Below are 12,818 nucleotides of genomic sequence, written 5' to 3' on the forward strand. Positions count from 1 at the left end.
GTGTAGAAGTTGTGAGCGTTCACAAAAGAAGGATATGATACAAATGGGAAAAAAGCTAACGATTATGGATATTGCAAAAATGGCTGGTGTATCACGCCAGACAATTTCCAGGGTTTTAAATAATAAACCAGAGGTGAATGAAGCCACCCGAAAACAAGTACAGCGAATTATTGAGAAACATGGATTCCAACCGAGTCTTCAAGCAAGAAGTATGGTTACAAGAAAAACCAATATGATTGCTTTATTACTACCTGATATTGCAAATCCGTTCTTTGCGGAAATTGTACGTGGGATTGAGCGTACTCTTCGAGAAAATAGCCTAAATGTCTTTCTCATGACGACTGAAGAGGATGTCGAACTAGAAAATTCGTTTATTCAACTATCAAAGAATTACAATGTGGATGGAATGATCTTATGCAGTCCAAGACTTGACGATGCGAACCTACGGAAATTGATACCTGAAATATCACCCGTTGTTTTGCTAAATCGTGATCTTGAAGTAGATGGAGCTGCTAGTATCGTTGTTGATGCGACTCATGGCGGTTATGTCGCAACCAAATACTTAATTGAACAAGGACATTCCAAAATTGGAATCATTGTAGGTCCTCCGCGTGCTTACAGTAGTGTTCAAAGATTGGAAGGATATAAAAAGGCTTTGCAGGACTTTGGTATTCCTTTAGATAAAGATTTGATCAAGCAAGTAGAAGTTGATAACAAAGGCGTCCATAAAATGACTGAGCAATTGATAAACCAAAGTGTTACTTCGATAACAACCTATAACGATTTAGCAGCAGCACATGTCATTCAGGCATGTACAGATTTAAATTTGAAAGTACCTGAAGATATATCAGTAATCGGTTTTGATGGAATAGCTATGTCGAAGTTTACGAATCCAACTTTAACAACAATGTCATTACCGCTTTTTGAAATGGGCGAGACAATTGCTAGTACTTTGGTGAAAATTATTAAAGGAAATGGAAACGAAAATGAACCCTTTGAAAGACTCACAATGGTATATCCCATCTTAAAAGAAGGGAATTCAACCAAATCGGTTAATTCTTCTAAAGTTTCCAAGAGGGTTCTGTCAGCGGAAGGAGACTAATTTAATGGAACGTTTTTTTAAAACGAAGGAATTTGAAGGCTATCAAGATATCTTCCAGGAAGAAAGTCCGCTCTTAAAATATTTAGCCTTTGGGAAAATTTCGTTAAAAGCGGGTCAGGAATACACAAGCGAAACTAACGGTTTTGAAACCGCTCTTGTTCTTTTAAAGGGGACTGCCACCATAGCTTGTGAGGGCCAGACATGGAATCAGTTAGGCGGACGCGAGAATGTTTTCAGCGGAAAAGCAACAACGGCCTATATCCCTTGTCATTCAGAGTATGTAATCAAGGGAGAAACAGATTTGGATGTTGCTGTTTGTAAAGTTAAGGCAGAAGAAAAATTCGAGCCTTTTGTCGTCAGACCAGACGATGTCGTTATTCATCAGCGTGGAAAAAACAATTGGAAACGCGAAGTTCACGACATTATCGCTGACAATGCGAATGGCAGAGTCCAGCGAATGATCTTAGGCGAAACATTTAATTATGCAGGAGAATGGTCCAGTTATCCACCTCACAAGCATGATGGCGAGCATTATCCTGAAGAGCCAAACTTAGAGGAAATCTATCATTATCAAGCGAATCCAGAGCAAGGATTCGGTGTGCAGCTTCATTATACAAAAGATGGCAGCATTGATGACGCTTATATCATTCGTAATGGCGACAGCTTCGCGATCGATAAGGGGTATCACCCAGTAAATGCTGCGGGAGGTTACCAGGTTTACTATTTGTGGTTCATGGCTGGAGAAGAAGGAAGAACCTTGAAGCCATATGATGACCCAGATCACAAGTGGGTTCATTCTCTAAATTAAATATTTAGGAAATTAGACAATAGACATAGCTAGACTTATCCGGCTATGTCTATTGTTTGTCCAAATTCTATCGAAAAGGGTGTAATCATGAAAGATAAAGCTACTTATCTACTTATTCATCCAGATGATTCAGTGTGTGTCGCTTTGCGCGATTTACCTGTAGGTGAAGAAATTTTAATCAATAGTAAAAAAATTACCCTGAAAACAGATGTTTCTTTTGGTCATAAGATTGCCATCAAAAAAATTTCAATTACGGAAAACATCCTAAAGTTTGGATACCCCATTGGCTCGGCCAAATCAGATATTGAGGAAGGAGAATGGGTTCATACCCATAATGTTCAAACCAATTTAGGCGAGAAATTAGATTATCAATACAATCAGAGATCAAGCGAAGAAGTCAAAGTGCTGGCTTCAGACTGCACCTTTAAGGGATATGTGCGAAATAACGGCGAGGTAGGCATTCGCAATGAAATTTGGATAATCAATACAGTAGGCTGCATTAACAAAACAGCTGAGCTTCTCGCGAAAATGGGTACTGAAACCCATAAAGACCGTGACATTGACGGAGTGTTTCATTTTCCTCATCCGTTCGGCTGTTCCCAGCTTGGAGATGACTTGGTCAATACACAAAAAATACTGGCCAATCTTGTAAATCATCCGAATGCTGCGGGAATTCTCGTATTAGGCCTTGGATGTGAAAACAATTATGTGGACCTATTTAAACAGTCCATTGGTGAATATGAGAGTGAACGTGTAAAATTTTTAGAAGTCCAAAAAGCGGACGACGAATTGGAAGAAGGACTGACTCTTATTAGTGAATTGGTCGATTATGCGGAAGGATTTAAACGCCAGCCGGTTCCAGTTTCTAAGCTTAAGGTAGGTCTAAAGTGCGGAGGATCAGACGGTTTTTCAGGGATAACCGGTAATCCGCTTGTCGGGGCTTTTTCTGATCTGTTAGTGGAACGAGGGGGAACGACGATCATGACGGAAGTTCCTGAGATGTTTGGGGCAGAAACCATACTCATGTACCGGGCTACGAATGAAGATGTATTTTTGAAAACAGTGGATTTAGTTAATGACTTTAAGGAATATTTCATCCGCCATGACCAGGTGATTTACGAGAACCCATCTCCAGGAAATAAAGCAGGCGGTATTACAACCTTGGAGGAAAAATCGCTAGGCTGTGTTCAAAAAGGCGGATTTAGTGAAGTAGTGGATGTTTTACCTTATGGAGAACGGGTTACCAAAACAGGATTGAATCTGGTGGAAGGACCTGGGAATGATTTGGTATCTGTTACGGCATTAGCAGCATCTGGGGCCCATATCGTATTGTTTACTACGGGCAGAGGGACTCCCTTTGGCGGTCCGGTCCCAACTGTAAAAATTTCTACCAATACTGCACTTTTCGAGAAAAAGAAAAATTGGATTGACTATAATGCTGGGCAGCTTATTGAGGGCACGGATATGGATAGCCTGAAACATGATTTCTTTGAATATATCGTTAAGCTGGCTTCTGGTGATACCCGAACCAAAAATGAGCAGTATGGGTTTAAGGAAATTGCCATCTTCAAAGATGGTGTCATTCTCTAAGTTAAAAGATTCGGGGGAGAGTGTTTTCTCATGAAAAGACTAAGTAAACAATGGTTTACTGAACATAAACACATGGATCAATTACCAGAACGTATCATTCAGTTTGGGGAAGGGAATTTCTTGCGTGGTTTTATCGACTGGATGGTCCACGAAATGAACAAACAAGGTTTGTTTAACGGGAAAATAGTTGCCATTCAACCAACTCCACACGGGAAAGTGGTTCCGAAGCTGAATGATCAAGATGGTCTGTATACGGTAGCACTTAGGGGAATGGAAAACGGAGAAATTATCGATAAAGTTGAAGTAGTTTCTTCTATTAGTAGAGGGATCAACCCTTATAACGATTGGCAGGAAGTATTGAAGGTAGCTGAAAATAAGGATATCCGTTTCGTTTTTTCCAATACCACCGAAGCAGGCTTAAGCTATTCCGCAGAGGAATACAATTCAGAGGAATCACCGCTTTCGTTTCCAGGAAAATTGACAGCTTTTCTCTACCATCGTTACCAGGTGATGAATGGTGCAGCAGAGGCAGGACTTGTGATATTACCTTGTGAATTACTAGAAGATAATGGGAATCTATTAAGAGAAATTGTCCTGCGCATAGCGAACGATTGGAAGCTGCCAGATTCATTCATTGATTGGGTTCAAGCAAGTAATAAATTTTGTAATACACTTGTCGATCGCATCGTTACAGGTTATCCCAAAAATGATATTGATGAATATCGAACTAGATTAGGATATGAAGATGAATTGATTACGGTAGGTGAGCCTTATCATTTGTTTGCAATTGAAGCCGATGAAGAGACGGCTGATGACATACCTTTTCACAAGGCTGGATTGAATGTGTTCTGGTCAGATGTAAGGCCTTTCCGTGATATCAAGGTTAGGATCTTAAATGGCGCACATACGATGATGTTTGCGGCAGGATATCTTTCTGGAAAAAAGACGGTGCTCGAGACAATGGAGGATGAACTGTTGCGAGAATACGTCGGACGTGGGATTTATTCGGAAATTCTTCCAGTAATCAAGATGAACGAGTTTCAAACAAAAGCGTTTGCGGATTCGGTTATCGAGCGTTTCTCCAACCCGTTTAATCAGCATTTTCTCAGTGATATCGGTTTAAATGCGATATTTAAATATAAGAGCAGACTTTTTCCTACACTGGAGGATTGGACGAATCAAAAGAATAAACTGCCTGAAATCGTATCGTTCTCGCTTGCGGCTCTATTCGCCTATTACCAGCCAGAACGATTACAGGGCAGCAGTCAGGTCATCCGTGATCAACCAGAAGTGATTGAATTGTTCATGCATGGCTGGAGTCAACTGAACAATGGAAACGCACGTTTAGAAAACATGGTAAAGACGATCTTATCGACTCAATCCTTATGGGAAAGAGATTTAACTGAAATTGATGATTTACCTGAAACCGTATGTCGTTACCTTTCTACGATTGTGGAGTCAGGAATGGAAAATGCCATAGCTATACTAATAGAAAAGGGATAGGGGTTTAGAATATGGATGTCGTAACATTTGGGGAAACGATGGTATTGTTCTTTAATTTTCAATTTATATTTATATCAGTAATTAAAATCGATCCAGGCCGCTTTTCTTATGAACTCCCATGAGCGACACCAAGGGAATTCAACATAGTTGACATTATGTTGAAAAACTTTAGGGGAAGGATTCGGTGGAATTGAGAAGATATTATACAGGGGTGGAGTGCAATTCGAAAACGCTGGGTGAAAGGGGATGATGTGACTATGATAAATGGTGTCCCTTTTGTATGACTGAAATCTACTATTATAGTAGGAACTCGTAAAAAAATAGCCTTTGCTCAACGAGAGCAAAGGCTATTAAAATAGGGAATACTTTATCATTATTCCCTGCCCCGTCCTCCCGCAGGAGTCTTCGCGCCTTCCGCTCCAATCAACTTGGCTATAAAACCACAATGACCTTTAACATAGCCTTTTATTTTAGAACGTTTATCACAAATGGAACCGTAAATACTTTGCCATCGTGCTGAAATTGGCCCCATATCTTATAAATGCCTTTTTCAGGAAAAATAGTCATAAAGGTTATCGTTGGACCATTTCCTTCTGTTGTCATCGGATGGATGTGTAAATACTTTTCCGCATCACTACTCATGGCGACCGCATGCCCCATTGCCCCTAAATAAGGCTGCAGATTTTTAATGGGTTGATGGTTTTTTGCATCACTAATGGTGAAATTCATATGGACCGTCATTCCAGCCATCATTTGGTCAAAAGAGAGCTTCACTTGTTTGCCATCAACGACTTTGGTTAGCTTCTGATCAGGGACGAGAGGTTTTCCTTCTGCGGCATCCCCTTCAATCTGGACCCAATGATTTTCTACACTAGGGTCCCCTCCACCCTTCGGAGTAAATTCAGAGATGAGCTTATAATCTCCGCCGGCGGGGAAACTAGTGGTAAAATCAAATTCGCCATTTCCCTTATATTCTGGATGGATGTGAGAAAAATAAGCTAAATCCTTACTAACAATAAATAAATGCATTTTTTTCTCATGAACAGTATCGAATGATTGAATCGGTTTATTGGACTGATCCATTATTAGCAGTGAAATGGGTATTTTCTCATTTGCATTCGGATGATCCTGGATCTTCCAATCAGACTTTGTAGGGATGACACCAGTTGGAGTGGCACTCATATTAGGGTCCATACTCGACTTTTGGACCCTAACCGGATTACAAGCCGATAAAAACAAGGTATAAAAAAGGATCATAAATAGGATAGATTTTTTCAGTGGGAATTCCTCCATTCAATGATACTTACTTTTTTAAAAAATACATTACCTAATTCAACCAATGCAAGAATTTTATGTAATTTATAAAGTTACCTATAGTAAAAATAATGATAATATAGAGAAAAGGCAGTAAGGAACTAAAAGTGTGGGGGATTGTAAAATTGATTCCATTATATCTATTTCACGTCACATCAGTCCAACATAGTGAAAATTTACTTTTGACATTTTTAATCTGTAATATTTTTGTTGTCACAGCAGGAATTACGTTTATGTATAAATTATTTCGACAGAAAAATGTTCGGGGCGCGGGAATCACGTTTGCGATTGCGTTAGCTGTGAATTATATTCTTATTGCCATCTTTGGGGATATATTTGATTTACTTGGATAAGCGCTAGAGAGGAGCTGATATCGTTGAAATATTATCGTTTATGGGTACTTGCCTTTCTATTAAAATTTATTGGTTCTGCATGGGATGCTTCTTATCATTTTAAATATTTATTTGAGGAATACTCCATTCCCCATATTGTTAATACCATCGGTTTTGCTTTAGGCGCATGTTTGTTAATTCAAGAGTGGCGACGTTTAAATTATATGGACCGATTTTCTAGAAACCTGATTACAATAGGCTACGTCATATTCCTAATTGGGATCCCACTAGATTTCACTTATCATATTGCGTATGGAATTGATTTAACCACATGGAGTCCAACCCATTTTATTTATTATATTGGTACAGCAATTATGATTTTTGGGGTCTGGCGTGGTTACTTTCTATATACGAGAGATATTCAACCGTCATGGTGGTCACTTCATACCTGGTTTGCCATGTATCTCCTTGAATGCTTGATGTTTCCGAATATGCAACAGGAAAACGGGGCCATTTCATATGATCAATACATTCATGGAAAATCGATTGCCTCAAAGGAAATCCTTGAACTTATCTCAGATCCTGCCTCACAGATTTTTGGCGGCATTCCGGAATGGGTCTATCCCATCTATACAATTCTAATGGTCACTCTCCTAACAATTCTAATCATCCGATATTGCCGCAATTATACCATACCTGTGATGGCGACGGCACTTTATATCCTGTTAAGGTTTGTAGGCAAAGCTATTTTTGCTGCAGTTGGTTATCCAACCTCTTATGTACCGATAACGCTTTTATTCATTCCTTTATGCTATTTATTGTTTAGAAAAACCCCTCGGTTAGCTGGACTGGCTGGCAGCCTAGCTTATTTTCTTGCCTTGTTTGCAATCCATAAAACAGGTATTCTCATCACTCCACCCTTAGTATTATGGGAGCTTGCCCCTGTTTTAGTAATTGGTGTGCTTGTTCCGATGATTCATTCAATGGTAAAACTCTTTCAAATAAGGAAAACTGAAAAAAAGGTAGTGTAGTGAAAATAGCATACAATCGTGTGCTATTTTTTCTTTTTATACTATGTTTGACAATAATGTGAAATCATTCACATATATTGATTAAAAAGTGACGTACTTCACAAATTTTATCGACGCTAGCATTTACAATTTAACTATAAAGAAAACCTTACTAACCTTAAAAATATTTATTTAACATATGAGGAGTGATTGATAAATGAAAAAACTAGTAATGATCGGAAATGGTATGGCAGGCGTCAGAACGATAGATGAAATCCTCAAAGTATCCACTGAACCATTTGAAATTACTATTTTTGGACAAGAACCGTACCCAAACTATAATCGGATTAAACTATCAAATATACTTCAAGGGGATACAAACTTTGAAGATATCATCATCAACCCGCTCGATTGGTATAAGGAAAATAATATTAAATTGTTTACAGGTGAAGCGATTGTAAACATTGATGTGGACGGAAAATGTGTGGTTAGTAATTTAGGCAGGGAAGTCGAATATGATGAATTAATTATTGCCACTGGCTCGAATTCTTTCATCCTCCCAATTCCAGGTGCAGACAAAATCGGTGTGACTGGATTTCGTGATATCAATGATTGTGAAATGATGATCAAGTCAGCACAGCAATTTAAGAAAGCCGTGGTCATCGGCGGAGGACTTCTAGGTCTTGAGGCAGCAAGAGGACTGTTAAACCTGGGAATGAAGATGGATGTTGTTCACTTAATGCCGCATCTAATGGAGCGACAGCTGGATTCGGTTGCTTCATCCTTACTGAAGGCAGAACTAGAAAGACAGGGCATGAACTTCTTAATGGAAAAAGAAACCGTTGAAATCCTTGGCAACGAACGAGTAACAGGTCTTCGCTTTAAAGATGGTTCAGAGGTGGAAGCGGACCTGGTGGTTATGGCAATCGGGATTAAGTCTAACACCGAAGTGGCAAGAAACAGCGGAATCTATGTCAATCGCGGGATAGTGGTCAATGACTTCATGGAAACAAGTGTCCCTCATGTTTACGCCGTGGGGGAATGTGCGGAACATCGAGAGATTGTCTATGGCTTGGTGGCCCCATTATATGAACAAGGAAAAGTGCTGGCCAACCGTATTTGTGGAAATTTAAGCGAACCATATGAAGGCTCTGTAACAGGAACACAATTAAAAGTAGCCGGCGTGGATCTTTTCTCTGCTGGAGAAATTTTTGAAGATGGTTCAACAAAATCGATCATGGTCTACAATGAATATGATGGTGTCTATAAAAAGATCTTAACGAGAAATAACACGATTGTTGGTGTCGTGCTATATGGAGATACCAAGGATAGCACCAAGCTATACCGAATGCTGACGAAAAAAGAGGATATCAGCGGAATGACTAGCATATCGGTGCTGCAATCTGAATTCAGTGCAGAAGGCGGCAATGATGATGTAGCATCGATGCCGAATGATGAATTAATTTGCGGTTGTAACGGAGTCACTAAAGGCGCCATCGTTGAAGCAATCAAAACTCAAGGGTTAACCACACTGGACCAAGTGAGTCATTGTACGAACGCGGGCCGTTCTTGCGGACGCTGTAAACCGATGGTAAGCAATATTCTTGCCTATACACTAGGTGACCAATTTGATGAAGCTGCAGCACAAAAGACAAGCCTGTGCGGTTGTACAACCCTAAGCCGTGATGAAGTTGTGGCCGAAATTAAAGAAAAAGGCTTAACAAGTGTAAAAGAAGTTATGAATGTCCTTGAGTGGAATAATGAGGAAGGCTGTACCAAATGCCGTCCGGCCATCAACTACTATCTAGGGATGATTCATATGGATGAATACAAAGATGATCGTGATTCCCGACTCGTCAATGAAAAAATGCATGCCAATATTCAAAAGGACGGAACCTACTCGGTTGTACCAAGAATGTATGGCGGGGTAACGACAGCCGCTGATTTGAAAAAAATCGCCGAGGTCGCTGAAAAGTATGAGGTACCGCTCGTAAAATTAACAGGCGGACAGCGGATTGGTTTATTCGGAGTGAAAAAAGAAGACCTGCCAAGTATGTGGGAAGAGCTCGATATGCCTTCTGGTTATGCTTATGGAAAAACGCTTCGTACCGTAAAAACTTGTGTCGGCGCTCAGTTCTGCCGCTATGGAACACAGGATTCGATGGCACTTGGCATTGAACTTGAAAAGAAATTTGAACGCCTCGATACCCCTCATAAAGTAAAAATGGGCGTATCGGCCTGCCCGCGGAACTGTTCCGAAGCAGGAATCAAAGACATTGGCTTTGTTGGAATTGATGGAGGCTGGGAGATTTATGTCGCTGGTAACGGGGGTGTCGACCTCCGTGCGGGGGACCTCCTATATACAGTGAAAACGCAAGCGGAAGTAATGGAAATCACGGGTGCTTATCTTCAATATTATCGCGAAACAGCCAATTACCTAGAGCGTACTTCAAAATGGGTAGAACGTGTCGGCTTGGATCATGTGAGAGAAGTACTTGCCAATGAGGCCACACGGAAAGCCTTAAACGAGCGCATGGATAAAACATTAAATAAATATATCGAACCTTGGAATGAAGCGGTTCAAAGTGAAGAAATTCAAGATAAATTTTATGCAAAACACACTATTAAGGCTGGGGAGTGATTCAATATGCTTCAAACAATAACAAGAATTCCAGTGGCAAACTATTCTAATTTAAGAGTTCGATCTGGGTATACGATTAAAATCGATGATACAGAAATTGCCCTATTTAAATTAACAAATGGAGAGGTTTATGCGATTGAAAACCGCAGTCCCCATCCAAAAGGAGGCGTCCTTTCAGAAGGCCTTGTCAGTGGCGAGTATGTATATTGCCCCGTCTATGATTGGAAAATATCCTTAAAAGATGGTAAAGTACAGTCACCGGATGTAGGTCAAGTACGGACATTTAAGGTTGAATTAGAGGAAGATATCGTTTTTATTGTCAGATAAGAGCGAAATGGGAAGGATGGCTGCAGAATGAAAAATGGGAAAGTATTTTTAGTAGGAGCAGGACCCGGGGACGTTCGTTTAATCACCGTAAAAGGACTGGAGGCTATAAAGCAAGCCGAAGTGATTTTATATGACCGGCTTGCCAATCCCAAACTGTTAGAGTTTGCTCCAGCGGATTGTGAACTAATTTATTGCGGAAAACTACCGAACCGCCATATATTACGCCAAGGGAATATCAACGAGCTTTTGGTTGAGAAGGCTCTTGAAGGCAAGCGGGTTGTTCGTTTAAAAGGCGGAGACCCAGGCGTGTTTGGCAGAGTTGGCGAAGAAGCGGCATCCCTGGCCGAATATCAAATTCCATTTGAAATCGTTCCTGGCATTTCATCGGGGATTGCAGCCCCCCTTTATGCAGGAATTCCTGTTACCCACCGTGAGTATGCAGAGTCATTTGCAGTCGTTACTGCCCATGACAAATCACAAGAGGGCAAACCAGTACTTGATTGGGAAGGACTGGCTCGCGGTGTTGATACCATTGCCTTTTACATGGGAGTCGGCAATTTACCGTTTATTTGCGAAAATCTCCTTAACTACGGTAAACCAGCGTCGACCCCGGTTATTTTGATTCAATGGGGTACATTTGGCCGCCAAAAAACATTGCAAGGGACACTTGCTAATATTTCCGAGAAGGTCTTGGAGGCAAAGTTTAGCAACCCATCGATTATTTTAGTTGGGGATGTCATTTCTCTGCGTGAAAAAATCAGCTGGTTCGAGAAAATGCCATTGTATGGACGGCAAATCCTGCTTGCCCGTACGAGTGAGGGTCAAAGTGAATTAGCAAAGGAATTAATGGATCAAGGTGCCGATGTGATTGAATTTCCAAAGTGGAAAAAGACGGCACTGCCTGTTGATCTGCCAAAAGTAACTTCCTATGAAAAAATATTTTTTACCTCACCTGAAAGTGTAGATGAATTTTTCACAGCGGTGATGGAAAGTGGAATGGATATTCGAAAAATCCGTGCCGATTTCTTTGGCGCTTCGATGAAATCAATCAAAGCATTAAATAATCGTGGATTTATTGCTGTACAGGTTGATGAAATGCACGAGACCGGAGCCTTGCTCATTGTTGGGGACGATAGCATCTTGAAAAAAGAGTATGATCAGGAAGACATCATGGTGACTAGCAGAAAAGAAATAGATCATCAGTTTCTGCCTCTTTTTAAAAGAATGTTAGATGAGGCTGACGTGAATACCATGGTATTCCCAAGCAGTGCGTCCATTGAACCGTTTGTACAAGCGTTACGTGAATGTGACTTGAATGCGGTTGAACTGTTGCAAGGGTTGCATGTGGTCAGCATGGGAAAACAAACAGCAGCTGCCGTTGGAAAAGCCGGCTTTATGTCGCATGGAATGCCTGCCAGCGCAACGAAAGAAGCCTTGGTTGAATATTTAGCTGCCCGTCCTGTCGAGGAAGTGTAGAAGATGAATTCAGGCTATCCTGTAATCCTAAGGTTAGAAGGAAAAACAGTCGTCATTGTTGGGGGCGGGAAAGTTGCCGAGCGAAAAGTAACGGGACTGCTTGGTACGGGTGCAGAAATCGTAATCGTCAGCCCGGAGGCAACGGATGAAATCCAAAGGCTTCATCGTGAGGGGAAAATTGTGTGGAAGCAAAAGTCTTTTTTTTCGAGCGACATAAAGGATGCATTCATGATTTTTGCTGCGACGAATATTCGAGAAATAAATCAGTTGATTAGAAATTCAGCAGCACCCCATCAGCTTGTAACGATTGCAGACGATCCAGGTGAATCCAATTTCCATGTCCCAGCCCATTTTCAACGTGGACTGTTGAGCATTGCCGTTTCAACAGGAGGTGCGAGTCCATCTCTCGCCAGCAAAATTCGGGAGCAGCTCGAGGAGCAGTTTGATGATTCCTACGAGGGCTATCTTGAGTTTCTTTTTTCAAAACGAAAATGGATTCTGAAGGAAGTGGAAAATGCTTCTTTGAAGAGGAAACTATTAAAAACCATTGTAAGTTCGGAGTTCTTAACTAGTGATAATCGAGAAGATGATTTTATTAGATTATATGAAACGCTTCTTAACGAAACGAGCGAATAATGACTGTAAAACAGGATGCCGATGACGTCCTTTTTTTTATGGATTTTTCCTTTTGAAAAATCAGAGGTTTAGGAGTTTT

General features: G+C 40.6%; 11 protein-coding genes. 10 read left to right on the forward strand and 1 reads right to left on the reverse strand.

What is annotated here, in order from left to right; all coding sequences use genetic code 11:
- Positions 1–43 precede the first annotated feature (43 nt).
- The 4 genes from CCK98_RS02610 to CCK98_RS02625 all read left to right on the forward strand — a co-directional run bounded on the left by CCK98_RS02610 (position 44) and on the right by CCK98_RS02625 (position 5,003).
- Positions 44–1,102, forward strand: coding sequence for a LacI family DNA-binding transcriptional regulator (locus CCK98_RS02610; RefSeq protein ID WP_179195691.1), 1,059 nt, complete (start codon positions 44–46; stop codon positions 1,100–1,102).
- Between the two features lie 4 nt (positions 1,103–1,106).
- A complete protein-coding gene (gene iolB / locus CCK98_RS02615) occupies positions 1,107–1,910 on the forward strand; it encodes a 5-deoxy-glucuronate isomerase (protein WP_088085159.1) in 804 nt (267 codons plus the stop codon).
- Between the two features lie 87 nt (positions 1,911–1,997).
- Positions 1,998–3,500, forward strand: a complete 1,503-nt coding sequence (locus tag CCK98_RS02620; RefSeq protein ID WP_088085160.1) for a UxaA family hydrolase — start codon at positions 1,998–2,000, stop codon at positions 3,498–3,500.
- Positions 3,501–3,530: 30 nt separating this feature from the next.
- Positions 3,531–5,003: a tagaturonate reductase gene (locus tag CCK98_RS02625; RefSeq protein ID WP_088085161.1), complete on the forward strand. Its 1,473-nt coding sequence runs from the start codon at positions 3,531–3,533 to the stop codon at positions 5,001–5,003.
- A 465-nt stretch (positions 5,004–5,468) separates the two neighbouring features.
- On the opposite strand, the gene CCK98_RS02630 is transcribed toward CCK98_RS02625, so the two are convergent.
- On the reverse strand, positions 5,469–6,197 hold the full coding sequence (locus CCK98_RS02630) for a hypothetical protein (protein WP_256942233.1): 729 nt from the start codon (positions 6,195–6,197) through the stop codon (positions 5,469–5,471).
- Positions 6,198–6,442: 245 nt separating this feature from the next.
- Here CCK98_RS02630 and CCK98_RS02635 point away from each other — a divergent pair, with 245 nt between their 5' ends.
- The 6 genes from CCK98_RS02635 to CCK98_RS02660 all read left to right on the forward strand — a co-directional run bounded on the left by CCK98_RS02635 (position 6,443) and on the right by CCK98_RS02660 (position 12,739).
- A complete protein-coding gene (locus CCK98_RS02635; RefSeq protein WP_088085162.1) occupies positions 6,443–6,670 on the forward strand; it encodes a hypothetical protein in 228 nt (75 codons plus the stop codon).
- Positions 6,671–6,693: 23 nt separating this feature from the next.
- Positions 6,694–7,680, forward strand: a complete 987-nt coding sequence (locus tag CCK98_RS02640; protein WP_088085163.1) for a hypothetical protein — start codon at positions 6,694–6,696, stop codon at positions 7,678–7,680.
- 196 nt (positions 7,681–7,876) lie between these two features.
- Positions 7,877–10,300: a nitrite reductase large subunit NirB gene (nirB, locus tag CCK98_RS02645; protein ID WP_088085164.1), complete on the forward strand. Its 2,424-nt coding sequence runs from the start codon at positions 7,877–7,879 to the stop codon at positions 10,298–10,300.
- 6 nt (positions 10,301–10,306) lie between these two features.
- Positions 10,307–10,627: a nitrite reductase small subunit NirD gene (gene nirD / locus CCK98_RS02650; protein ID WP_088085165.1), complete on the forward strand. Its 321-nt coding sequence runs from the start codon at positions 10,307–10,309 to the stop codon at positions 10,625–10,627.
- A gap of 27 nt (positions 10,628–10,654) precedes the next feature.
- Positions 10,655–12,103 (forward strand): uroporphyrinogen-III C-methyltransferase, encoded by a 1,449-nt coding sequence (gene cobA / locus CCK98_RS02655; RefSeq protein ID WP_088085166.1) that lies wholly within the window; start codon positions 10,655–10,657, stop codon positions 12,101–12,103.
- A gap of 3 nt (positions 12,104–12,106) precedes the next feature.
- Positions 12,107–12,739: an NAD(P)-binding protein gene (locus CCK98_RS02660; RefSeq protein WP_088085167.1), complete on the forward strand. Its 633-nt coding sequence runs from the start codon at positions 12,107–12,109 to the stop codon at positions 12,737–12,739.
- The last annotated feature ends 79 nt before the right edge of the window (positions 12,740–12,818 follow it).

This window comes from Bacillus sp. OV166, from assembly GCF_900177675.1.
In the GTDB taxonomy this organism is placed as follows: Bacteria; Bacillota; Bacilli; order Bacillales; family Cytobacillaceae; genus Neobacillus.